The organism is Thermoflavimicrobium dichotomicum, from assembly GCF_900114055.1.
GTDB lineage: Bacteria > Bacillota > Bacilli > Thermoactinomycetales > Thermoactinomycetaceae > Thermoflavimicrobium > Thermoflavimicrobium dichotomicum.
Genome location: NZ_FORR01000008.1, coordinates 1 through 24,206 on the forward strand (window position 1 = coordinate 1; position 24,206 = coordinate 24,206).

Annotated in this window: 27 protein-coding genes, 1 rRNA gene and 1 other annotated feature; of the genes, 27 read left to right on the forward strand and 1 reads right to left on the reverse strand. The window is 41.4% G+C overall.

Annotation, left to right across the window (positions count from 1 at the left end; genetic code table 11):
- The 9 genes from rrf to rsmI form a co-directional block, all read left to right on the forward strand.
- A 5S ribosomal RNA gene (gene rrf, locus BMZ78_RS09290) occupies positions 1–93 on the forward strand; the annotation flags it as partial.
- A 321-nt stretch (positions 94–414) separates the two neighbouring features.
- Positions 415–1,461, forward strand: a complete 1,047-nt coding sequence (locus tag BMZ78_RS09295) for a tetratricopeptide repeat protein (RefSeq protein WP_093229794.1) — start codon at positions 415–417, stop codon at positions 1,459–1,461.
- Positions 1,462–1,728: 267 nt separating this feature from the next.
- Complete coding sequence (locus BMZ78_RS19580; RefSeq protein ID WP_425263926.1) at positions 1,729–1,887, forward strand: sigma factor G inhibitor Gin; 159 nt, start codon at positions 1,729–1,731, stop codon at positions 1,885–1,887.
- 124 nt (positions 1,888–2,011) lie between these two features.
- The gene (locus BMZ78_RS09305; RefSeq protein ID WP_175482386.1) at positions 2,012–3,457 is read left to right on the forward strand and encodes an aminotransferase class I/II-fold pyridoxal phosphate-dependent enzyme; all 1,446 of its coding nucleotides are present in this window, start codon (positions 2,012–2,014) and stop codon (positions 3,455–3,457) included.
- A 122-nt stretch (positions 3,458–3,579) separates the two neighbouring features.
- On the forward strand, positions 3,580–4,215 hold the full coding sequence (gene tmk / locus BMZ78_RS09310) for a dTMP kinase (protein WP_093229799.1): 636 nt from the start codon (positions 3,580–3,582) through the stop codon (positions 4,213–4,215).
- 304 nt (positions 4,216–4,519) lie between these two features.
- Positions 4,520–5,326, forward strand: coding sequence for a PSP1 domain-containing protein (locus BMZ78_RS09315; RefSeq protein WP_093230035.1), 807 nt, complete (start codon positions 4,520–4,522; stop codon positions 5,324–5,326).
- 208 nt (positions 5,327–5,534) lie between these two features.
- Positions 5,535–5,897, forward strand: a complete 363-nt coding sequence (yabA, locus tag BMZ78_RS09320) for a DNA replication initiation control protein YabA (protein ID WP_093229801.1) — start codon at positions 5,535–5,537, stop codon at positions 5,895–5,897.
- Positions 5,898–6,034: 137 nt separating this feature from the next.
- Positions 6,035–6,337: a GIY-YIG nuclease family protein gene (locus BMZ78_RS09325; RefSeq protein ID WP_093230037.1), complete on the forward strand. Its 303-nt coding sequence runs from the start codon at positions 6,035–6,037 to the stop codon at positions 6,335–6,337.
- Positions 6,315–7,187 (forward strand): 16S rRNA (cytidine(1402)-2'-O)-methyltransferase, encoded by an 873-nt coding sequence (gene rsmI / locus BMZ78_RS09330; RefSeq protein WP_093229802.1) that lies wholly within the window; start codon positions 6,315–6,317, stop codon positions 7,185–7,187. The genes BMZ78_RS09325 and rsmI overlap by 23 nt, the downstream gene beginning before the upstream one ends.
- Before the next feature lie 337 nt (positions 7,188–7,524).
- Here the strand turns inward: rsmI and BMZ78_RS09335 are convergent, their stop codons facing one another.
- Positions 7,525–7,797: an AbrB/MazE/SpoVT family DNA-binding domain-containing protein gene (locus tag BMZ78_RS09335; RefSeq protein ID WP_093229804.1), complete on the reverse strand. Its 273-nt coding sequence runs from the start codon at positions 7,795–7,797 to the stop codon at positions 7,525–7,527.
- 229 nt (positions 7,798–8,026) lie between these two features.
- On the opposite strand from BMZ78_RS09335, the gene BMZ78_RS09340 reads away from it, so the two are divergent.
- From BMZ78_RS09340 to BMZ78_RS09425, 18 genes are all read left to right on the forward strand, one after another.
- The gene (locus BMZ78_RS09340) at positions 8,027–8,992 is read left to right on the forward strand and encodes a DNA double-strand break repair nuclease NurA (RefSeq protein ID WP_139203301.1); all 966 of its coding nucleotides are present in this window, start codon (positions 8,027–8,029) and stop codon (positions 8,990–8,992) included.
- 23 nt (positions 8,993–9,015) lie between these two features.
- Positions 9,016–10,851 carry an ATP-binding protein gene (locus BMZ78_RS09345; protein ID WP_093229807.1) on the forward strand — a complete coding sequence of 612 codons (1,836 nt, stop codon included), beginning with the start codon at positions 9,016–9,018 and terminating at the stop codon, positions 10,849–10,851.
- Between the two features lie 123 nt (positions 10,852–10,974).
- Positions 10,975–11,213 (forward strand) — a binding site (T-box leader).
- A 42-nt stretch (positions 11,214–11,255) separates the two neighbouring features.
- The gene (metG, locus tag BMZ78_RS09350; protein WP_093229808.1) at positions 11,256–13,235 is read left to right on the forward strand and encodes a methionine--tRNA ligase; all 1,980 of its coding nucleotides are present in this window, start codon (positions 11,256–11,258) and stop codon (positions 13,233–13,235) included.
- 320 nt (positions 13,236–13,555) lie between these two features.
- Positions 13,556–14,086 (forward strand): signal peptidase I, encoded by a 531-nt coding sequence (gene lepB, locus BMZ78_RS09355; RefSeq protein ID WP_093229810.1) that lies wholly within the window; start codon positions 13,556–13,558, stop codon positions 14,084–14,086.
- A gap of 30 nt (positions 14,087–14,116) precedes the next feature.
- Complete coding sequence (locus tag BMZ78_RS09360; RefSeq protein WP_093229811.1) at positions 14,117–14,896, forward strand: TatD family hydrolase; 780 nt, start codon at positions 14,117–14,119, stop codon at positions 14,894–14,896.
- Between the two features lie 73 nt (positions 14,897–14,969).
- Positions 14,970–15,566 (forward strand): ribonuclease M5, encoded by a 597-nt coding sequence (gene rnmV, locus BMZ78_RS09365; protein ID WP_093229813.1) that lies wholly within the window; start codon positions 14,970–14,972, stop codon positions 15,564–15,566.
- Positions 15,523–16,404 carry a 16S rRNA (adenine(1518)-N(6)/adenine(1519)-N(6))-dimethyltransferase RsmA gene (gene rsmA, locus BMZ78_RS09370; protein ID WP_093229814.1) on the forward strand — a complete coding sequence of 294 codons (882 nt, stop codon included), beginning with the start codon at positions 15,523–15,525 and terminating at the stop codon, positions 16,402–16,404. Before rnmV ends, rsmA begins: the two co-directional genes overlap by 44 nt.
- Positions 16,405–16,451: 47 nt before the next feature.
- Positions 16,452–16,925: a ribonuclease H-like YkuK family protein gene (locus tag BMZ78_RS09375; RefSeq protein WP_093229816.1), complete on the forward strand. Its 474-nt coding sequence runs from the start codon at positions 16,452–16,454 to the stop codon at positions 16,923–16,925.
- 102 nt (positions 16,926–17,027) lie between these two features.
- Positions 17,028–17,312 (forward strand): biofilm formation stimulator Veg, encoded by a 285-nt coding sequence (gene veg, locus BMZ78_RS09380; RefSeq protein ID WP_093229817.1) that lies wholly within the window; start codon positions 17,028–17,030, stop codon positions 17,310–17,312.
- 136 nt (positions 17,313–17,448) lie between these two features.
- On the forward strand, positions 17,449–17,637 hold the full coding sequence (locus BMZ78_RS09385; protein WP_093229819.1) for a small, acid-soluble spore protein, alpha/beta type: 189 nt from the start codon (positions 17,449–17,451) through the stop codon (positions 17,635–17,637).
- A 396-nt stretch (positions 17,638–18,033) separates the two neighbouring features.
- Positions 18,034–18,912: a 4-(cytidine 5'-diphospho)-2-C-methyl-D-erythritol kinase gene (ispE, locus tag BMZ78_RS09390; RefSeq protein WP_093229821.1), complete on the forward strand. Its 879-nt coding sequence runs from the start codon at positions 18,034–18,036 to the stop codon at positions 18,910–18,912.
- A gap of 41 nt (positions 18,913–18,953) precedes the next feature.
- Positions 18,954–19,796, forward strand: a complete 843-nt coding sequence (gene purR, locus BMZ78_RS09395) for a pur operon repressor (RefSeq protein WP_093229823.1) — start codon at positions 18,954–18,956, stop codon at positions 19,794–19,796.
- The gene (locus BMZ78_RS09400) at positions 19,783–20,157 is read left to right on the forward strand and encodes a RidA family protein (protein WP_093229824.1); all 375 of its coding nucleotides are present in this window, start codon (positions 19,783–19,785) and stop codon (positions 20,155–20,157) included. The genes purR and BMZ78_RS09400 overlap by 14 nt, the downstream gene beginning before the upstream one ends.
- 104 nt (positions 20,158–20,261) lie before the next feature.
- Entirely contained in the window at positions 20,262–20,558 is a 297-nt protein-coding gene (gene spoVG / locus BMZ78_RS09405) for a septation regulator SpoVG (protein WP_093229826.1), read from the forward strand.
- 214 nt (positions 20,559–20,772) lie between these two features.
- Complete coding sequence (gene glmU / locus BMZ78_RS09410) at positions 20,773–22,161, forward strand: bifunctional UDP-N-acetylglucosamine diphosphorylase/glucosamine-1-phosphate N-acetyltransferase GlmU (protein WP_093229828.1); 1,389 nt, start codon at positions 20,773–20,775, stop codon at positions 22,159–22,161.
- 24 nt (positions 22,162–22,185) lie between these two features.
- Positions 22,186–23,133: a ribose-phosphate diphosphokinase gene (locus BMZ78_RS09415; RefSeq protein ID WP_093229830.1), complete on the forward strand. Its 948-nt coding sequence runs from the start codon at positions 22,186–22,188 to the stop codon at positions 23,131–23,133.
- A gap of 67 nt (positions 23,134–23,200) precedes the next feature.
- A complete protein-coding gene (gene pth / locus BMZ78_RS09420) occupies positions 23,201–23,767 on the forward strand; it encodes an aminoacyl-tRNA hydrolase (protein WP_093229831.1) in 567 nt (188 codons plus the stop codon).
- A gap of 89 nt (positions 23,768–23,856) precedes the next feature.
- Positions 23,857–24,087, forward strand: coding sequence for an anti-sigma-F factor Fin (locus tag BMZ78_RS09425; protein ID WP_093229833.1), 231 nt, complete (start codon positions 23,857–23,859; stop codon positions 24,085–24,087).
- Positions 24,088–24,206 lie beyond the last annotated feature (119 nt).

The following is a 24,206-nucleotide window of genomic DNA, read 5'->3' on the forward strand; positions in this document are numbered from 1 at the left end:
CCACCCGTTCCCATCCCGAACACGGAAGTTAAGCCCTCCAGCGCCGATGGTACTTGGGGTGAAGACCCCTGGGAGAGTAGGTCGTTGCCAGGCAATGAGTAAAGCTCATCCATATTGGATGAGCTTTTATTATGTGTTTTTCTTTTTAATATAAAAAAATGACTTTTTTTCCAATTATTTATAAAAATAAAGTACGGTATTTAGGATGAAAGATTTTTGTGCAATTGAATGGTTTTGGAAAATAGAGGGTATTAAATGAGTAAATATGCAAGAGAACCGTCCAATGTTGGGCGGTATTTTTCATAAAAATAATAATTGAAATATGTATTATATTACTAAATGGATTTATTTAAAATATATTTGGTGGTGTTTATTATATGGGAGTCAAAAGTTTAGAAATGGGTGGTGATCAATATGCTGAAACTGAATGATCAAGAAATGGAGAAGTTAAGTATGGCGGCTCAGTCAGGGGATGTCTGGGCGATGGGACATCTAGGCTTCTGTCTATTGAGTGAGGATTTATTTCCTTCTTATTGGCAAGAAGGTGAGAAATGGTTACGTCGCTCTGCGGAAGCGGGTGGGAAAGAAGCGATGGGATGGCTGGGCTACTGTTTGATTACAGGTTATAAGCTGAGAAAAAATATAAAGGAGGGTGAAAAGTGGTTGAGAAGGGCAGCTAACTTGGGAGATATATGGGCGATGGATCGATTGGGGACATTGTTAGTTCATGGATATGGCTTGACCAGAGATTTATGCGAAGGAGAATACTGGTTAAGACAAGCAGCCAAAGCAGGCTGTGTGACCACGATGATCAAGCTGGGTAAACACTTGTTACAGTCAGGAATGTATACGGAAAGTAAAAAAGAGGGTGAAATGTGGTTAAGGGAAGCAGCCAAGTTTGGAAGTTATGAGGCAATGACTTATTTAGGAAAACATTTGCTTAAATATGCACAGACTGCGACTGAAAAACGAGAGGGGGCCATGTGGCTTTTGAAAGCGGTTGAATTTGAAGTGAATCAATATGAATGCGACTTACGTTATATTAGTTCTCAATTTATTGTTGAATTGATGGAAGGAAAAGATGACCCGAAAAAATTAGCCTCCCTTTGTAAGCAAGCAAAGAAATTTACGGATGTTTGGACTTTGGGTGAGATTAGTAAATATATTTCTAATGGAAGTTTGTCACTAAACAGTTTAAGGGTGATTACGATGGCCCTTCGCAAAGCAGGAGAAGCGGGTGAAATCAAAGCGATGAGAGAATTGGGAACTCGTATGTTGGGAGGATATGAAATGAAAAAAAATCCTCAGGAGGGAGAGAGGTGGTTGCGAAAGGCTGCAGATTTAGGTGACCGTTTATCAATGGGCATCCTTGGGGTTCGTTTTCTTAAAGGAGAAGGATTATCAAAAGATAAAAAAGAAGGTGTTAGGTGGTTAAGTAAAGCCGTCAGGTTATTAGCGTAAAGGAAATGAGCTGGACATTTTACATACTTGGAAACATCCTTTAGGATTCGGGATCCCTAGGGAATTTAATTAGATAAAATAGATGGACATATATTATTATAAATCGATTGGATTCATTGGAAAGTATAAAATATGGCATTTCTGTTTAGTGGATTATTTTCGGTATAGTTGTTTAAATATATTTTTTCTGTCAATAATGGGATATAAGGCAATTGGCCAGTCAAATTCAAAGAGGTAGGCGATTGAATGTCCAATCAAATGGAGCTCATGCATTGCAGCATTTGTCATCATTCATGTATGGATGGCATCATGCTATTAGAAAAACAAATTTGTCCGTCTTGTGAGCAGAAGTTAGTTTGTATCAAAGCGGAGGATCAATCATACTTTTATTATGTTTGGCGTATAAAACAATTATGGTTAAATTAAAGAAGGCTTGCATTTTAGTCTGAGATGATCCTTTGATCTGGATCTTTTCAAATACCCCACTCTTCTCAGACTAGCATCCAAGCCTTTTTTCTTTTTCGATTTCATGGAAAAGAGGAGAGGAACTATGAACAAGCAAGAAAGGGCGCCTCTATTTGAAGCATTATTGAATCATAAGCAATGTGCAAAAGGAAATTTTCATGTTCCAGGCCATAAACAGGGGCGGGTCTTTGATAAACAAGGAAAAGATTATTTCCACCCGATTTTGCAACTGGATCTGACTGAGGTGGGCGAACTGGATGACTTACACGATCCAAGTGGTGTGATTGCTGAAGCGCAACGGTTAGCTGCTGATCTGTTTGGTGCGGATGAAACATTTTTTTTGATTGGAGGTACTACCGCAGGAAATATCGCCACGATTCTCAGTCTTTGTCAGCCGGATGATGAAATAATTGTTCAGCGCAGCTGTCACCAATCCATATTTCATGGCTGTTTGCTGGCTGGAGTAAAGCCGGTTTGTTTACGGGGGAAGTTGAATTCAAAAAATGGATTGGAAGAACCCATTCAACCAGCAGAGCTGGAAAAAGCGTTAAGGGACTATCCAGAAGCAAAGGCTGTTATTGTTACCAGCCCTTCTTACTTTGGAGTCGTACAGCCGCTTCAAGAGTTAAAACAGGTATGCGATCAATATAACGTTCCTCTTGTTGTCGATGAAGCACATGGAGCGCACTTTACATTTCATCCTGACCTTCCCATGTCTGCGATGGAAAGTGGAGCTGATATAGCGATTCAATCTACACATAAGATGTTGTCTTCGATGACCATGTCCTCCATGTTGCATCTGAAAGGAAATCGGGTGAAAAAAGAAGAATTGGCCCGATGGCTCAGAGTGATTGAATCAAGCAGTCCGTCGTATCCACTCATGGCTTCACTGGATTTGGCCAGACGTGATATGGCTTTACATGGTCGAGTTTATCTGGAACAAACCTGGAATGATATAAATGATTTACGTAAGCAGTTGCTATCTCTCCATCATTTAGAAGAAGTGAAACGATCTGGAGAGTATGATCCTTTTAAACTTGTCCTTCGTTCACGTAAGCGGATAACGGGTTATCAAATGGCAGACTGGCTGGCTGACCAGGGGATTTTTGTGGAACTGGCCGATCATGAAAAAATCTTGCTTTGTTTTTCATATGGGAACCAAAAAGAGGATTTTCACTATCTGTCTGTCAAATTAAAGGAGTTAGATCAAGCTATATCCTCATTCCGAACGATTCCGTTTGAATCATGGCCAGAGTTTCCAGAGGTTCATACACTAACTTCTTCTTTTTATCAACTCAAGAAAGGAACCCGTGTTCTGATTTCATTAAGTGAAGCTGTCGGTAAAATTTCGACAGACATGGTTGTTCCATATCCTCCGGGTATTCCCATAGTTCTTCCTGGAGAAGTATTCACTAAGGAAGTGGTGGATTATCTTCTTCATCTGGTTAGTTTAGGTGGAAAAATTAGAGGGGTGTTTCAATCTTTCGCTCCTCAGGTGTACGTGTTAGAATTAAATAATATGAGTAAATAAGCTGAGCGGGTTGACAAAATTTTTTGGGGTTTGTCAACAGGCGCAGTCAATAATCGCCTGATTGTTGTTTGCTAGAGAAGTTGAAATGGATTTGTAAGTTGGGATAGTTGGAGGCCTTAGCTGTGAAAGGGTTATTTGTCAGCTTGGAAGGACCAGAGGGAGCTGGAAAAAGCACACAGATTGCATTGATACGGAATTTATTACAAGAGAAACAAATTCCTTTTATGATAGTAAGAGAACCAGGCGGAACACGAATTGGTGACCTGATTCGAAATATATTGTTAAATCCGGAATTGACAGAGATGACACAGCGAACGGAGATGCTTTTGTATGCAGCATCCCGGGCGCAATTGGTTGAACAGAAGATTATACCTGCGTTAAGGCAGGGGCAAATGGTTTTATGTGATCGCTATGTAGATTCTAGCATTGTGTATCAAAGCATTGGAGCTAAATGGGATTTGGATGAGGTCATTGCCATTAATGATATTGCAACAGGATGTTTAAAACCAGATCGCACATATCTACTCGATCTCCCGGTTGAAATCAGTCAGCAAAGATTGTTATCGCGTCAGGCTGAAAAAGATCGGATTGAGATGAAAGATATCGATTTTCATCTACGAGTGCGTGAAGGATATTTGGCTTTGGCTCAAGAGGAGCCAGAACGCTTTCGGGTGATTAAGGCTACAGGATCGATCGAGGAAGTTTTTGAACAGATTGCCGATGATTTGCGAAAACTGATTGAGGTTCATTATAAATAAGGGAAATCCCTTGGCAAAATCATCCATATATTGGAAAAAGAGAGGTGTTTGCTCCATTGTATAGCGAAATGCTAGAATGATATTTAGAAAGCTCTCTGATCCATGGATTTTGGAGCTTTTCCATGGGAATGTTAGACCGTTTGTCTTTTTAATCTAATCTATCCCTTCTTGGTTGAATAGTAAGCCACACGATAAGCTGTGGTTGCTAAAAATGGGAGTTTGCAGTGTGAAGCGAGTTGATGTTACTGCTCTCCCCAAAGCCGTACTGAAGCAGATGGCATTGGCTGTGCAGGAGGGATCCTATATGTTAAAGGTCATTGGCGTTCGTTTTAGACAAGCGGGTAAGATATACTATTTTGATCCGGTAGATTTTCAAATTCAGCGTGGCGAAAATGTGATTGTAGAAACGGTTCGTGGAATCGAGTATGGAAAAGTAGTAATGGGTACTCGATTTGTAAAAAAGGATCAGGTTGTCCTTCCGTTGAAAAAAGTCATACGTATTGCGACAGAAGAAGATACAAAGCAGATGGAGGCTAATCGAAGGGATGCTTTATTGGCTTTAAGTATCTGTCAGGAAAAAGTATCAGATCATGGATTGGAAATGAAACTGGTAGATGCGGAGTACACTTTTGATCGCAATAAGGTGATTTTCTATTTTACAGCGGATGGGCGTGTTGATTTTCGGGAGTTAGTTCGTGATTTGGCTGCCGTTTTTCGTACACGTATTGAACTCAGACAAATCGGTGTACGTGATGAAGCGAAGATGTTAGGTGGAATAGGTCCTTGTGGACGTATTTTATGTTGTTCCTCGTTTTTAGGTGACTTCGAACCGGTCTCGATCAAAATGGCCAAGGATCAAAATCTTTCTCTTAATCCTGCCAAAATTTCTGGTTTATGTGGACGTTTAATGTGTTGTCTCAAGTACGAAAATGATCACTATGAGGGAAGCAAACAATTAATTCCTGATATTGGCGAACAAGTATATACACCAAATGGAGAAGGGCAAGTCGTTGTACTGAACTTATTGGAGCGTCGAGCGTACGTTCAACTCTCTGAAACGGGTGTAACAGTTGAACATTCTTTGGATGAATTGTCACCTGTGCACTCTTAAATTCTTCATAACGGAATGTTTTCAGGTGAAGGCTAGGTTGATTTCTCAATCTAGCCTAAATTACAAGGAGAATATAAATCGATTGGCAAACAAATTAGGTAAGTCTGCCTTTGATCAGTTTTCTGTTTTGTGTTTATCCTATGAATAGGAGCTAGACTGCTGATGTGAGTATGGGATTGTACAATGCTTGAAGTAATGAGGTGGGGGTTTGGATAAGCAAGCAATTTTAAAACAAGTCGCTCAAGTAGAGGAGCAAATGGGAGAATTGTATAAAGAGCTGGGTGAATTAAAGGAGCAAATTGTTGCGTTGATGGAAGAGAACACAAGATTATGGATGGAAAATCAGAGACTGAGAGAATTGCAGGAGACTAAATCTTCTCTATCTGAAGTGCGGGATGAAAAGGATAAAGAAAATGACAAGCAGGTAGAAACAGGAAAAGGTTATAACAATTTGGCTCAATTGTATGAAGAGGGATTTCATATTTGCAATGTTCACTATGGGCGATTGCGTAGTGAAGGAGATTGTCTTTTTTGTATCGCATTTCTCAATAAATCAAATAAAGATTTTTGACGCTGGCTGAGTTGGTTGATAAAGAAGTGGATGGGAGAGGGGTGATTTTCCGTAAAACGAGGAAGTCAAAGAAACCAGACGGAAAATCATCCAATACTGACTCATCAGCGTCTTTTTTCATGCAAGAAGGGATCAGGATGGGACAAGAGGATCAAAGCTATTATGTATATATCTTGGAATGTGCAGATGGTACATATTATACGGGGATTACCAATCATTTAAAGCGCAGGATTAAGCTGCATCAACAAGGGAAGGCAGCCAGGTATACACGCGGGAGGTTACCGGTTACTCTGAAATATGTGGAAAAGGTGAAAAACAAATCCGATGCTCTTAAAAGAGAGTATCAAATTAAACAGATGGAACGCAAAGAAAAAGAACAGTTGATCCAAACGTTTGTGCATGAAGGGATGAAATACATTGTGGATTCAAAAGAGTTTTGAACAAAAGCAGGGGGCTCTTTATGTGGTAGGAACTCCGATTGGCAATCTGGGTGATCTAAGTCCCAGGGCACAGGAGGTATTGGCTCAAGTTGATTTGATTGCTGCTGAAGATACAAGGCATACACGTAAATTGCTTTCCAAATTCAATTTCTCCACACCATTGGTTAGTTATCATGAACATAACAAGATTCAGAGAGGGGAAGAATTAATCGAACGATTACAAAATGGAGAAAGCATTGCCATTGTCAGTGATGCAGGTATGCCTGCGATTTCCGATCCTGGCGAAGATTTGGTCAAGCTGGCGGTTCAAAAGAGGATTCCGGTTATTCCAATCCCTGGCCCCAATGCTGCACTTTCTGCTCTGGTTGCTTCCGGTTTGCCTACGCAGCCTTTTTTATTTTTAGGATTTTTGCCACGTACGACGAGAGAGAGAAAAACACAGTTGCGACGTTGGGTTCATGTTCCAGCTACTCTTCTTTGTTATGAAGCGCCGCATCGTTTAGTTTCGATGTTGGAAGATGTTTTGGAAGTGATGGGAGATCGTGTTATTGCTATTTCTCGGGAAATGACAAAAAAACATGAAGAATGGTTAAGAGGATCACTGAGCGAGTGCCTGGAATATGTGAAGAAAGAAGGGACCAAGGGAGAATATACCATTGTGATTGCTGGAGCTGATGAATATATAGAAGAGGAATCAAAGAAGTGGTGGGAAGATCTGTCTGTAATCGAGCATGTAGAACATTATTTGGCACAAGGAAAGCCCAAAAAAGAGGCCATTCAACTTACAGCACAAGATCGCGGTTTGCCCAAGCGGGAGGTATATAATTTGTATCATGCTGAACAGAGGTAGTCGTTCAAAACCGTTCATGGTGCGGATTATCCTGAATTTGTATATTTCGGTGGGATGGAGAACAGATCCGTGGAATAGAACAGGGATATTGATGATCGAATAAGCGAGGTGGACTGAAGAGGAAGGCTTTTTTGTAAGGATCAACGGTATGAAGGTTCAAAAATCCCTTGATCTCCATTCGGATATTGGGAAAGGAACACCACTGGGTAGAGAATTGTCTCATTCAATGAAAAAAGCGAGGCTAGCCCAGATTACCTCGCTTTTTTAAGTAATGTTTTGGTAACAGAAGTGAAATAGTCAACACATTTATGTGATGAGAGCCTGACTAGGTATTGTATTATTCAGAGGTGACTTTATCGCTATGAATCATACGGTACATTTCTTCGATGCATTTCTTGCTTACTACTTTGTTGCGATAGAGAACTGTGTCATCCACTTCGCCAGTAAAGATGCAAGCAGGTTCATATTTTTTTAGAACAATACGTTCCCCATCGACGTAAATTTCTAGAGCGTCTTTTTCACCGATTCCCAATGTTCGACGTAATTCGATTGGAATAACTACACGGCCCAGCTCGTCCACTTTGCGTACAATACCAGTTGACTTAAGCATCTCAGTAATCTCCTCTCAATTTTGGTCTTTGGTTTTTTACTTATTATCTTTATAAATTGCCGTCAAATTTCGACATTGACGACATTAAAATCATCATACCAACGATTGCCAAACCAGTCAATATTACATTAGAAGCTTTATAGAAATTTTCTTGACTATCTAGTGTATATATGTTTTTTAAAATATAAAACTTTCTATTATAGAAATATACTTTTGTTAGGATAAGGAGTTGATTTTATTGCTGCCTGTTTCGGAAGAATTAAAAAGGAAGCTTAAAAAAGTAAATGAATCTCTAAGAAAAATATACCCTATTTCCAATTTGGATCAAACAGAAATACGAGAACGGCTTTCAAGATATGGGAAATTTTATAAGATAGAGAAATGGAAGGATGATCAGTTAAAAGATTGGTTATCAAGTAAAACATTAGTTGGTGTCGATGGATCAGTCAATTCCACAAAAGGAATGCAGACACGTACATTATCTGTGTTTCAAGCCTTGGCAAAAGGAACACGTGGAGAAGAAAAATGGGCTGCAGATGTATTTACTCCTTTGTTGGCACCTGATGAAGAAGAGGAAGAGGGACAAGCAGCGCGAGAGGCAAAGGAAAGGGGTAAGCTTTTATCCGGTTTGGAACTGGAAGTAGCCAGGTTTGCGATTGAACACTGGCATCCGAAGGTCGTACTGATGGATGGTTCGCTATTGCACTTTTATATTGATCATTTGGAAGCGTGGATGCAAGTGGTTGAAGTTGCAGAGAAAACAGGTACTTTATTGGTTGGAGTGGCTGAAGAGATTGGAACACGCAGTTTGGTAAAAGAAGTGTTTCCTGAGCTTAAGAATTGGTCTGACCGTGACTTGTTGTATGGTGTATTACAAGTTGGAGAAGCGTTTGAATGGGAGGATTGGAGCCCGACAGGCAGTCAGATGTGGAAAATGGTATTGCGTTCTTCGCGCAGTCCCCAACCCATTGGGATTGATGGGTTGGAATCACAAAGAGAATATCGGCATGATTTGGTACGATTGATCTATACTTTAACTCCGGAACAGGGGCGTGGAGTTCCTTTTTGGCTGGATATTGTTGATAATCAAGTGCGAGTGACTGACCCGTTAGTTGAGACGATGGTAGAACAATATATTGATCCCGATTTGCGCCATCGACTGTTAGTTCCGAAGAGAACTGAACGGGTGATCTAGACAAGAAAGAGGGGAATGGATCTATGCAAGTTGTCGGGGTAACCACACAGCAAGAAGTTCATATTGTTTCGCGTGATCGGAAATTTCGGATCAATGAAATCCTGGTCATTGAAGATCCTGCTTTAAACTATCCCAAAGGGGAAGTTGTCGAAACGATGGCTTATAACCGTTTGATCCCGATGGGATATGATAAGTCACTGGTTGATCATCAAGTGTTGGAGACATTGCGCCACATTGGATATGATATTGAGTCTGATGAGATTAATGTGGCCAAATTGCGCCTGTTTGAAGAAGCACCCTACCCTGTTCGGACAGGCTGTGCTGTACGTTTGCCTGAATTTGATGAAGTCAGGCATTTATTGGTAAAAACGATGCCGGATGAGGGAATGGTGTTAGGAGAAATTCACGGGACAGAATCCATGGCTGACTCGATGAGTGAAGATTTGCAAGATCAAGTCATGATGTTGGAACAGGGAAAATTGAGATCTCAGCAAGGTGTTCCCTTTATTTTTGATATTAAATCCATGCAGCAATACCCTCATGTAGGAGTGTTTGGCGGATCTGGATCTGGAAAATCATTTGGTTTGCGAGTGATGTTGGAAGAATTAATGAAGCTGAGAATTCCTGCCATTGTATTTGATCCACACTTTGAAATGGATTTTCGTGACCGGGTTCCCGAATTGAAAGAAAGAAGCGAAGGGTTGATGGGACGTTCGGTTACTGTGCAGATTGGGCAAGATGTGGGGATTTCTTTTAGTGAATTGTCAACACGGGATATTGAACAGTTATTGGGAGCTGCTGGAGGCAATTTAACGGAATCGATGGTCAATGTCATTCAAAGTTTACACCAGCGTAAGGATTCCTTTACCTCTTTTAGTGATCGTTTGAACAATTTGGTGCTAGCCCAAGAAGAAGGAAGCAATCATTTAAAACGAAAGTTAAATGATCCAGAATTAACTCCAATGGAAGCAGAGCGGATTAAAGATTTGCTTTCAATACTCCAGCAATATGGAACTCTGCCTCCTGCTTCTGTGAGAGGCATTCATTGGCGTCTCAACCGTTTGGAAAAGGCAGGGCTATTTCAACATGATATCCGGGCGATTGAAAAGGGACTGGAGCAGAGAAAATTGGTAGTTGTCCAAGGATCGGCCTGGGTTTTGCAAGTGTTTGCCACTTATGTCATTGGTGCTCTCTATCGCAAGCGGAGAGAATATAAGGATCGTAAAATGAATGGTGAAGAAGGAAAGTTTTTCCCTCCGTTTGTCATTGTTACTGATGAAGCCCATAATTTTGCTCCTAAAGGAGTGGATTCGCCTGCCAAATCGATTCTGAAAGAAATTGCGCAAGAAGGTCGCAAATATGGTGTGTTTCTCTTTTTAGCGACTCAACGGCCTACTTTATTGGATGAAACCATTACAGCCCAGTTAAACACAAAGTTTGTGTTTCGTACGGTGAGAGCGACGGATATCCAAACGTTAAAAGAGGAAACGGATTTAACTTCGGAGGAAGCCAAACGCCTTCCATATTTACGTTCAGGGGATACATTTGTTTCTTCTGCGGCATTTGGTCGAACGGTTTTTATCCGAATTCGAGCTGCTTATACACGAAGTCCACATGTGGCGAATCCATTTGATGAATTGAACCAGTTTGCAGATGAGCGGGATGAAAAGGTACTAAAAGTGATTGAAAAACATCTCCCGATCTTTGATACAGACTTATTGCCATTAACAGGAGAAATTCGCCGGGAATGTGGTCTGGACTGGGATGTTTCCCGTTTGAAAGAAGAGATGGAACGTTTGGCTGAAGAAGGGCAACTGAAAAAACATGAAACTCCCTTTGCGACTCGTTATGATAAATAAATGGAGATGTTTCCTCGTCCAGAATGATGAGTTGAAACACAGGTCAGGATCCTTTTTGAAAAGTCAAGCAGAAAGTTGAATTTTCCATCATTCTGTGGCTATAATGAAAATAAATCATATAATGAATGATCGATGACAGGGAAGAGTAATCAGCTGTGGCTATTTCCAGAGAGCCGGGGCAGGTGAAAGCCGGTATAGCTAGGTTGATGAACATGGCCCTTGAGACTTTTCTGCTGAAATTCGCGGCGAAGAGTAGGCGGAAACGCATACCAGCGTTATTGGGTTAACCAAAGGGCATCCTTTTTTTAGAAAAAGGGTGCTGAAATTGGGTGGTACCGCGTGATCGATATCTCGCCCCAAGTCTGGGCGGGTTTTTTTATTCTAAAGAGAAAGGAGAAAGATCAATGAGTAAAAAGCAGACGTTTTATATTACAACACCCATTTACTATCCAAGTAACAAGTTGCATATTGGGCATGCTTATTCAACGGTAGCTGCCGATGTGATGGCACGTTATAAACGGTTGCGTGGCTTTGATGTTATGTATTTGACTGGAACTGATGAACACGGCCAAAAAATTCAAAGGCGAGCACAAAATGCAGGTAAAGACCCGCAAACTTTTGTAGATAACATTGTCAAAGGGATCAAAGAGCTCTGGGATAAACTGGACATTTCTTATGATGACTTTATTCGGACAACAGAGGAGCGCCACAAAAAAGTCGTACAGCAAATTTTTGAACGTCTCAAGGACCAGGGAGATATTTATTTAGGTGAGTATGAAGGTTGGTATTGTGTGGATTGTGAATCATTCTTTACGGATCGCCAGGCTAAAGACGAAAAATGTCCAGACTGTGGGCGGCCGGTGAAAAAAATTAGAGAAAAAAGCTATTTTTTCCGTATGAGCAAGTATGTGGATCGTTTGCTTGCCTATTATGAAGAAAATCCAGGCTTTATTGAACCAATTTCGCGCAAGAACGAAATGATCGAAAACTTTATTAAACCCGGTTTGGAAGATTTATGTGTTTCCCGTACGACCTTTGAGTGGGGTATTCGAGTTCCTTCTGATCCCGACCATGTTGTATATGTTTGGTTAGATGCATTAACCAACTATATTACGGCGATTGGTTATCTGTCCGATGATCCTGTTCAAAGAGAGCGGTTTGAAAAATATTGGCCTGCAGATGTTCACCTGATTGGAAAAGATATTCTGCGTTTCCACACCATTTATTGGCCGATTTTCTTGATGGCTTTGGGCTTGCCTTTACCGAAAAAAGTATTTGGACATGGCTTTTTCCTGGTCAAAGGGGAAAAAATGTCCAAATCGAAAGGAAATGTGATTGACCCTGTTCCGTTAATTGACCGGTATGGATTGGATGCCATCCGTTATTATTTAATGCGCGAAGTCTCCTTTGGAAGTGACGGGGTCTTTACTCCGGAAGCCTTTATTGAACGTGTAAATGCTGACCTGGCCAATGATCTGGGTAACCTCCTCCATCGTACTCTGACGATGGTTGAAAAATATCGGGATGGAGTTGTTCCCAAATGCCCGGAGCATGGAACAGAACAAGATCAGGGATTAAAAGAGTTGGCAGCCACCACGGTTAAACGCTTTGAAGAAGCAATGGAGAAAATGCAGTTCTCGGTGGCTCTAGCGGTTGTATGGGAGTTGGTGCGAGCTGGCAATAAATACATTGAAGTAACAGCTCCATGGAATCTGGCGAAAGATCCGGAAAAAGCGGAGGAATTGGACGCCGTTCTCTATCATTTGCTGGAAGTGTTGAGAATGGTGAGTGTCCTCATTCAACCGTTTATGACTCAAACACCTTTAAAAATGTGGGAGCAATTGGGAATCCAAAGAGGCGAACTGACCAGCTGGGATAGCATCCAAACCTTTGGAAAAATGCCGGCAGGTGTTCGTTTGAAGAAAGATAAACCTCTTTTCCCGCGTCTGGAAATGGAAAAAGAAGTGGAGGCGATTTTGGCCATGATGTCAGGACCAGCAAAAGAGGCAGTAGCTGACAAAAAAGAAACCAAACCGAAGGAAGAACCATCTTCAACAGAAGGAATCATCACCATTGATGACTTTATGAAAGTGGATCTCCGTGTAGCAGAAGTCATTGAAGCAGGCCCGGTAAAAGGAGCCGACCGTCTCTTGAAGTTACAGTTGGATGTAGGTGGCGAGAGAAGACAAGTTGTTTCGGGCATTGCAGAATTTTATCGCCCGGAAGAGCTAATCGGTCAAAAAGTCATTTGTGTTGTGAACTTGAAGCCAGTCAAATTGCGTGGTGAAAAGTCGGAAGGAATGATTTTGGCTGCTAAAGAAGGAGACCGTCTGGTGCTTGCTACCGTTTCAGGCGAAATTCCCACAGGTGTTCGGGTAAAATAATTCTTTTCAAGCAGTAGATTGAAAAAAAAGCTCCTTTTCCAGTTGAGCAACTGTTGGATTGTACCCATTGGACGGGAGCGAGATGGAAAAGGAGCCATGACGCTCATAAAGTGACTTTGCCAACAAGCTGAACCTCCCCAAAAAGGGAGGTATCATTTTTGTTATGGTAAACGTGGTAACAGAAAGAAACAGAATATTATCTATAAGTACACGTCAATGAATCCTGCTAAAAGGGAAAAAGAATTCTAGATAAACTGGGTTTTCACTTGCTTTTTGTCGTTCTGTTGACTACTTATATATGATAGAAGGTAGGTTACAGTGTGACGAGAAAAAAGGCCTTTTTCCCTATTTGGTCTGTGATCATGTTGACGGTTTTGGCTGTTGCCTTTTTCATTCGCCATTGTGTGTTTACTCCTTATGAAGTGTATGGGCGATCCATGAATCCTACTTTACAGGGTGGCGAACTGTTATTGGTAAACAAATGGATTTATAAGCTATCCAATCCGGAATTTGGAGATATCATTGTTTTTCACACACGAGAAGGAGAGAATCATCAACCTAAAGATTTTATCAAGCGTGTGATTGGATTGCCTGGTGATCATATTGTCATAGAACATGGGCATGTATTTCGTAATGGTCAACGATTGATAGAGCCTTATATTCAAGAACCGATGGAAGAAGAAAAGGAAACCAGTTTGGTTGTTCCAAATGGCAAGTTATTTGTGCTTGGAGATAATCGCAATGATAGCAAAGATAGTCGTGAAATTGGTCCGATTGAACTAAAAGAAGTAGTCGGACGTGCTGAATGGATTATTTACCCCATGGAACGAATGAAATGGTTGGTGCATTAGCTGAATGAACAGATCAAGGAGGAATTTGCCATGCTATTTGATACACATGCACATTTAAACGATGCGAAATTTGCAGAAGATCAGGACGAAGTCATACAGAGGGCAAGAGAAGAATATAGAGTTCGTTATATTTTAAATGTAGGTTATAATCGGGAGACCATTCCGACTTCTCTTGCTCTTGCTGAGAAGTATGATTTTATCTATACAAGTGTTGGTTGGCATCCGCATGATGCAGTTCATTGCACCGAGGAAGATCTGGAATGGATTCGTTCATTGACACGTCATCCCAAAGTGGTTGCTCTTGGGGAGATGGGGCTTGACTATTATTGGGACAACTCTCCACGTGATGTACAAAAAGAAGTGTTTCGCAAACAAATCCGTTTGGCACGTGAAGTGGGATTACCGATTATTATTCATGATCGGGATGCTCACGAAGATGTCGTACAAATTTTAAAGGAGGAGCATGCAGAAGAAGTAGGGGGTGTCATGCACTGTTTCAGCGGAGATCTCCATATCATGGAAGCTTGTTTGGAGCTTAACTTTATGATTGGATTAGGCGGACCGGTTACATTTAAAAATGCGAAGTTGCCGAAAGAAATAGCCGTGCAGGTGCCTGAGGATCGTTTGCTGATCGAGACAGATTGCCCTTACTTGGCTCCGCACCCCTTTAGAGGAAAGCGAAATGAAACGGGATATGTCCGGTTAGTAGCAGAACAAATTGCTGAACTTCGTGGAGTTTCATTTGAAAAACTGGCCCAATTGACAATGGATAATGCCAAAAGGCTATTTGGATTGACCGAACGTTTATGATTATGGATATTTTTTCTTTCTTTTCAGTCTTTTTGGTTAAAATTTATATATAGTGGAGAAAGAGGTTTAGGCATTGGTATTAAAGAGAATAAAAGAAGTAATTGTGGTGGAAGGCAGAAATGATACCGTTGCGGTTAAGCGAGCAGTTGAAGCAGATACAATTGAAACCAGAGGATCTGCAATTAGCAAGCAAGTGTTGGCTGAAATAGAGCGGGCACAACATCTTCGAGGAGTCATTGTCTTGACGGACCCAGATTATGCTGGAGAGAGAATCCGGCGAATTATTTCCGAACATGTACCTGGAGTGAAACATGCCTTTTTATCACAAAAATTGGCCAAAGGAAAAAATAAAGTCGGCGTAGAGCATGCTTCTGCCGAAGCGATTGCACAAGCTTTGGAGCAAGTGCGATCACCAGAAGGCTTTTTTGATAAAGAAGGGCCAATCACTTGGGAGGAGTACGTTGATTTGGGGTTTGCCGGTTCCCCTGATTCCCGTCATTTTAGAGAACAGGTAGCCGAAGAATTAGGAATTGGATATGGAAATGCCAAACAATTTTTTCGACGGCTACATATTCTATGTGTAAATAGAGAAGAGCTTTACCAAGCGATCAACCGAGTGAGAAAGGATGCAGGCGATGAAGCAAAAGACGATTTCTGTACGTACGCGTGAGATTTTAAATCAATATGGGCTCGTGCTGAAAAAAAGCTTGGGACAAAATTTTCTCACAGATCCTTATGTGTTGGAAAAAATTGTACAAGCAGCAGACTTGACGAATCACTCGGGGGTTATCGAGATCGGACCGGGAATTGGGGCTTTGACTGAAAAGTTGGCCGATGTGGCGAAAAGAGTAGTCGCCATTGAGATCGACCAGCGTTTGGTTCCTGTTTTAAATGAACTGTTTAAGGAAAGAAAAAATATAGATGTAATTCATGGGGATGCCTTGAAAGTTGACTTGCATCAAGTGATCACAAACCATCTGGCAGATGTGGATACGGTACATGTAGTAGCCAATCTCCCCTACTATGTTACTTCGCCCATATTAGTGCGTTTACTGGAAGAAAGGTTACCACTGAAAAATATTGTGGTAATGATACAAAAAGAGGTAGCTGATCGTTTAACCGCAACGCCAGGTACAAAAGACTATGGTTCACTGACCATATTGGTGCAGTATTTCGCTGTGGCGAAAGGGATCGCCCGCGTTCCTGGTCATGTATTTGTTCCACGGCCCCAAGTTGATTCAGCTGTTGTTAAGCTGGAGATTCGTGAAACACCTGCTGTAGAGGTAGCTGATGAAAAGCTGTTTTTCAAATTGGTACGTGCTGCGTTTGGACAACGTAGGAAAACGTTGTTAAATGCTCTTTATGCCGGTTTGCATTCATCAGCGACCAAGCAAGAAATTGAACAATGGCTTACATCTGCAGGGATTGATCCAAAACGAAGAGGGGAAACATTAAATCTACAAGAATTTGCAGCCCTAACCGAAGTGATTCATTCAGCTAATGGTTAACAGATCAATCGTCCAGTAGGTGAGTAATAGTCCAGGGAGGTTTAAAGTTGGACTTTTTTCATCCGCGCAAAGGTAGATGTAGCTTGGAACAGATGATAGAAGGAATTCAATCTTTTGTGCGAGAAGACGAAAATGCGGAGTATAAGATTGTGATCGGAACCGATTCGCAGACACGAAATGGCGAGACGCTATTTGTCACAGCCATTATCGTCCAACGGATCGGAAAGGGTGCAGTGTTTTACTATACCCGTTTCCATCACAGGGCGATGAAGGATTTGCGCTATCGGATTTATCGCGAAACCGAATACAGCTTGGCATGTGTCGAGATGTTAAAAGAAAAAGGTTTTTTTCGGTTTTTTTCCAACTTACCCATGGAGATTCACCTCGACGTTGGACAAAAAGGTGAAACGAGAAAGCTGATTCAAGAGGTAGTCGGTTGGGTGACATCGGTTGGTTATACTGCAAAAATCAAGCCAGAATCGTATGCAGCCAGTGCGGTAGCCGATCGTTTTACCAAATAAAAATTCATTGACAAAGTGATTGTCCCCTTGCTATAATACTTAAATTTGACTTACGCCCCCTCTTTATAGTATAATCTTCTATAAGTGAGGTGGTCGTAAGTCATGGGTAGAAATGCGCTATCTGAAATCAAATGTACATTGGATGGCTATATTGGATACAAGATCCGCCTAAAAGCCAATAGCGGCCGACGTAAGACCATTGAACGTACAGGAATTCTAGAGGAAACCTATCCATCTGTATTTATTGTTAAATTAGACGAGGACCAACATGCATTTAAGCGCGTTTCATACAGCTATGCAGATATTTTGACGGAATCTGTGGAGTTAACCATTCTCAATAATGATAATGAATTAGTCCCCGTCAAATATGTAAAGGAAACGCAATAAATAGAACACTTCGGTGTTCTATTTTTTTATGAGCTAAATGAAATTCTAACACAAAATCTGGATGGAATACAGCCAAACATCATGAACATAATAAGAACACCCTGTTAAAATTGCTTGAATTAAAGGAGGCTTGAAAATGGCGCGTCGTAAAGGTGTCATGTCTGAAGCCTTGAAAGTCGAGCTGGCCAAGGAATTAGGGTTTTATGATGTTGTCCAAAAAGAAGGCTGGGGCGGAATTAAAACCCGGGATGCCGGAAACATGGTGCGAAGAGCCATTGAATTGGCTGAAGAAAGGTTAGCTGATCGATCCAGTTCAAGTCAGTAACAGGGTGCTGATTTTAGAGAACATGGCTCTCTAAAATCCCAAAATCACTCCGCATTTCTGTGCGGAGTGATTTATTTTTTGATTGGTTCAAGCTTATGATAAAATAAGGACGATTGTCTTTTTTAACACGTCATACATACAACTCTTTCTTTTTTATCAGGCTTTTGAAATGGTTGGCCTTGTTGCATAATCATCCAGTCTTGGAGCGAATCGATTTTGTGTAGGAACGACTTTTGCGCCAAACGGGAGCGAAAAGGGAGTTCAAAAACGGTAAGCATCTGGATAATGCATCAGCCTATTTGCTTATTAAAAAATATCTGGTTCAGATAGAACAGGTTCATGTACAAAAAACGGTTTTTGATCTTTGTACCAGTTGGTAAGGAAAGGTGGGAAGATATGTACATATCAGAAAAAGCACCAGCAAAGATTAATTTGACCTTGGATGTTTTATATAAAAGAGATGATGGTTATCATGAGTTGGAAATGGTAATGACCACCATTGATTTGGCGGATCGCATCGATTTGATCGATCTTCCTTATAATGAAATTCGTCTGGAAAGCAGCTCCGGATTAGTCCCCCAAGATGAACGGAATCTGGCTTATTTGGCAGCTAAACGGTTAAAAGAAAAAATGAGGATTGATCGAGGGGTATCCATCTATATATCCAAACAAATTCCTGTAGCTGCTGGACTGGCTGGTGGTAGCAGTGATGCAGCGGCAACATTACGAGGTTTGAATAAACTGTGGAAATTGGGTTTGAGTTTGGAAGAACTCGCAGACATTGGCGCTGAAATTGGATCGGATGTTCCATTTTGTGTATATAGTCATACGGCCATTGCAAAAGGTCGAGGAGAGATTTTAATCCCCCTTCCGCCGCCCCCGCCTTGTTGGGTTGTTTTAGCTAAACCGGTTCATGGTGTGTCTACAGCCGATATATTTGGCCAACTTCGTGTCGATGAAATCCGTGTTCACCCTTCTACTGAGGCCATGGCAGCAGCGATTCGTTCAAATGATTTTGAAGCCATTTGCAACCATTTGGGCAATGTTCTTGAACCGGTTACCATGAGCATGTATCCAGAAGTACGCAAAATTAAAGATAAAATGATTCAATTTGGGGCAGATGCCGTTTTGATGTCCGGAAGTGGTCCCACTGTATTTGCATTGGTCAAACAGGAATCTCGGGCGCAAAGATTGGTCAATAGTTTAAAAGGATTTTGCCAGCATGTTTTTTTGGTCAGAATGTTAGGTATACTTGATCAAAGACGAACAAAGTGATATATTTCCGTCAGGATATTTGGTTATATCGGAGGTTATTCATGGAAAAATGGAAGCGGAGTGCACGTCTGGTAGATATGACGAAACAATTAATGGCACAACCGCACCAACTAATCCCACTGACTCATTTTGCACAAAAATACGCATCGGCCAAATCGTCAATCAGTGAGGATTTGGCCATTATTGATGAGGTCATGTCCAGCGAAGGATATGGTACACTGGAAACAGTCACGGGAGCAGCTGGGGGGGTTCGCTATATTCCTCAAATGAACTTGGCTCATGCCAAAAAAGTATTGGAGGAATTATGTGAGCGGTTATCCAATCCAGAGAGAATTTTGGCTGGGGGATTTTTATATATGTCCGATTTGTTGGGAGATGTGAATCTTCTGGATAAAATCGGGCATATATGGGCAACCGTATTTGCAAAAGAAAAAATCGATGTGATCATGACAGTGGAAACGAAAGGGATTCCGCTTGCCTATGCGGTTGCTTATTACCTCAGAGTTCCTGTTGTTATTGTACGTTATGATTATCGTGTAACTGAGGGCTCTGTCGTAACGGTGAATACAATTACGGGTTCGAGCCGTAGAATTAAGCAACTATCTCTATCCAAACGGAGCTTGCAGGAAGGTTCACGCGTTTTAATCATTGATGATTTTATGAAAGCCGGTGGCACCATCCGCGGGATGATAGAACTCCTTGGTGAGTTTAATGCAGAAGTAGTGGGAGTCGGTGTAATGGTTGATTCGCCAGCTGAAGAAAAATTGGTCGATTCCTATGTATCGTTGGTGAACATCACGCAAGTAGACACGAAACAACGGCAAATTCATGTAGAGTTTGGGAACTTTTTGCATTTGGAGGGAATGAAACATGAAGAAAATTGAGACTGCCCATGCACCACAAGCGATCGGCCCTTACTCTCAGGCGATTGAAGTTGGAGACTTTATTTATACCTCTGGACAGATCCCTTTGACACCTGCAGGCGAATTAGCAGGAGCTGACATTGAGACACAAACTCACCAAGTATTGAAAAATATCCAAGCCGTATTGGAAGCAGCTGGTTCTGATTTAAATCATGTTGTAAAGACAACCCTGTTCATTAAAGATATGAATCAATTTGCCAAAATCAACGAGATCTATGGTGAGTATTTCAAAGAACACCAGCCTGCACGTTCGTGTGTTGAAGTTGCTCGTTTGCCAAAAGATGTCCTGATTGAAATGGAAGTTGTTGCATTAAAAAGGTAACGAGATGGAAAATTTTTAATTTATTCCATTTTTTAGGAGGAGTCACTGCCGTTTGTCTCGAATAGGGAAAGTGAGACATCTTTGGAAATAGGTGGTGTATTCCGTTGGAGATTACCGATGTTCGTCTTCGTAAAGTAAACCGTGAAGGTAGGATGCGGGCGATTGCATCCATTACCATTGACAGTGAGTTTGTCGTTCATGATATTCGTGTGATTGATGGGAATAATGGTATGTTTGTAGCCATGCCGAGCAAACGGACACCAGATGGAGAGTTTCGTGATATTGCCCATCCCATCTCTCCAATGAGCCGTGAAAAGATCGAAGCAGCTGTTTTAGCGGAATATCATAAAGCTGACGCCCCGAAACATGCATTGAATGTATCAGAAAATACAACAGCATAAACTTGAAAAGAATGGGAAAACCCTTTGGAGGGGTTTTTAAATGGTATAGAGCCCTCTTGCTTTCATGCAAGAGGGCTCTTATTAGATGTTCAAAAAAATAACTTTCAGTCTCAATGTTTTGTGGAAATAAGTTCAGATGATATCTTATTGTAAATGTGCATGCTTTAGGATATATTTGAAAAGGAAGTTTGCGTGGAAACGGGGGCGTGCCAGAATGCAAGACTTATTTGCTGTAATATTAGCTGCGGGAAAAGGCACAAGGATGAAATCAAACAAACACAAAGTGCTTCATCAAATCTGCGGCAAGCCTATCATTGATCATATTTTGGATAGTTTGGATAAACTCGGTGCGGCCAAAACCATTCTGGTCGTTGGGCATTTAAAAGAATCGGTTCAAGAGCATTTGGGAGACCGAGTAATTTTTGCAGAGCAAAAAGAACAATTGGGTACAGCACATGCCGTACTGCAAGCGAAACCCATTTTAGCAAATAAAGCGGGGGTCACATTAGTTTTAAATGGTGATCATCCGCTATTTACTGTGGATACATTAGCCAAACTGGTGGAAGAACATAAAAGATCAGGAGCAGCTGCAACCGTTTTAACTGCCCGTTTGGATGATCCGACGGGATATGGTCGTATTGTGCGTCGAGCTGATGGAAGTGTCGAGCGGATTGTGGAACACAAAGATGCAAGTGAAGAGGAGCGTCAGATTAACGAAATCAATACAGGCACGTTCTGCTTTGATAATGAGAAATTATTTTCTGTTATCGGACTCGTGAATAATGACAATGCACAAGGCGAATATTATCTGCCTGATGTGCTAAGTATTTTGCAGGAGCAGGGAGAAAAAATTGCTGCCAAAGTGATGGATGATATTAGTGAAGCAATGGGAGTCAATGATCGTGTACAACTGGCACAAGCAGAAGCGGTAATGCGTCAGCGCATTTTGCGCAAACACATGTTAAATGGTGTGACGATCGTCGATCCTGCTCATACTTATATTGATGCAGATGTAGAAATCGGTCCGGATACCATTATCGAGCCTGGCACCTTTTTGAGAGGAAAGACTGTGATCGGAAGCGGGTGTCATATCGGTCCGCATTCGGATTTGACCGATGTGGCTGTTGCTGATGATACAACGGTCAAATATGCAGTCATTGATGGTAGCCAAATCGATGAACAAGCAAAAATTGGTCCATTTACTTATATTCGTCCAGGTTCGCACATTGGTGCACAAACCAAAATCGGCTGTTTTGTTGATGTGAAAAAGGCGCAAATTGGTAAAGGGACAAAAATATCTCATCTTGCTTACGTAGGTGACGCTGAGGTAGGGGAAAATGTTAATATCGCTTGTGGTGTCATTACTGTTAACTATAATGGTGTTGACAAAAATCGGACCATCATTCAGGATGGGGCTTTTGTCGGGTGTAATACCAATTTGATCGCTCCTGTAACGGTTGAAAAAGGTGCGTACGTTGCGGCTGGTTCCACGATTACCAAAGATGTACCGGAAAACGCTTTAGCAATTGCGAGAGAACGGCAAGTAAACAAGTTGGATTATGTACCCAAGTTAATGAAAAAAATTAAAAAACAAAATGGATGATGGAAATTGGAGGCATGTATTCTTATGTCGGATCAACAAAGACGTTTACAAATATTTAGTTGTAATTCCAATCCCGATCTGGCTAAAAGTATTTGTGAACACATTGGCATTCCATTGGGAGATGCGCAGGTAGGAAAGTTTAGTGACGGGGAAATTCATATTAAACTAAATGAGAGCGTTCGGGGTTCCGATGTTTATGTCATTCAATCTACATGTGATCCTGTGAACCAACATTTAATGGAACTGCTTGTCATGGTGGATGCACTGCGTCGTGCTTCTGCACGTACCATTAATGTAGTGATCCCATATTATGGGTATGCACGCCAAGATCGCAAAGCTCGAGCACGTGATCCCATTACAGCCAAACTTGTAGCCAATTTGATCCAAACAGCGGGTGCTGACCGTGTCATTACAATGGATTTGCATGCAACCCAGATCCAGGGATTTTTTGATATCCCTGTAGACCATTTATTGGGTGTCCCCATTCTGGCCAGCTATTTTAAAGATAAAGGATTGGAAAATATCGTGGTCGTATCACCTGATCATGGCGGAGTTGTTCGTGCACGGCGTTTGGCTGAGCGCCTTGAAGCGCCCATTGCGATTATTGATAAGAGACGACCTGAGCCAAATGTGGCGGAAGTCATGAATATTGTCGGAGATGTAGCTGGGCGGACAGCCATTATTATTGATGATATTATCGATACGGCAGGAACAATTACGCTTGCAGCCAATGCTTTGTTGGATCACGGGGCAAAAGAAGTATATACTTGTTGCACTCATCCTGTTTTTTCTGGTCCGGCCATTGAACGAATCCGTGAATCCAATATTAAGGAAATGGTTGTAACCGATACGATTCCGCTACCTGATCATAAAAAACTGGACAAAATTAAGGTTCTTTCGGTTGCCTCTCTCATGAGTGAAGCGATTATCCGTGTTCATAATGAACAGTCAGTCAGCAAGTTGTTCGATTAATAGGAAGTCGGGCGCAATCATTGTGGTTGCGCCCTCATCGCTATGTAAAATGTGGGGGGGAATAACGATGAAGTGGATCGTGGGTCTGGGTAATCCAGGAATCAAGTATGAACAGACTCGCCATAATATTGGCTTTTGGGTGATTGATGAACTAAGTAAACGGTGGGGAATCCCTGTGCACAAAGAGAAATGGAAATCACTGGTGGGAGAAGGGGTGGTACATGGGGAAAAAGTGTTATTGATCAAACCGCTCACTTTTATGAACAATTCTGGAGAAGCAGTTCGCCCAGCGCTAGATTATCTCAAGGGAAATGTGGAAGATCTCGTTGTCATCTATGATGATATGGATCTTCCTTTAGGGCAAGTACGCCTGCGACTCAAAGGGAGTGCTGGCGGGCACAATGGAATGAAATCCATGATTGCACACCTGGGAACACAAAATTTTAAACGAATCAGGATTGGCATTGATCACCCACCCGTGCAAATATCAGTACCCGATTATGTATTATCTCCTTTTTCCAAAGATGAATGGCCTATTGCTCAAGAAGCGGCACAAATAGCGGCAAATGCGGTTGAGCAATGGATCAAAACCGATTTTGTCGATGCTATGAATAAATTTAATGCAAGAAAGTAAGAGAGCCTGCGATTGCCTTCTAAGTGTATGAATGAAAGGATTTTCGGTCATACTGTTAACCGGAATATTTTTTCTTAGGAGGCATATGGATGGCAATAGAATATATATGTCGCTATTGTCAGATTTACTTGGGGAGAATTGATCCGGATGGTTTAACAGAAGCGCAATTGGGTTTTGATCAGTTGACCCCAGAGGAACGGAAAGATATAATAACCAATGATATCGATGGTAACCAATATGTGCATGTTGTGTGTGAGACATGTCAGGAAGTGTTGGAAAGTTATCCAGAGCGCTCACTTTTGCCTTCTCTTTTTCATTAGAGATGAGGTCGAAGTGTTTTAGTCTTGCCTGTAAGCTGCAAGACTATGCTTTTTCTCATAAATAGTAAAAACATTCTTCTTTTCTGGCATAGATTCGCTAATCTAATGCTTGAATTAAA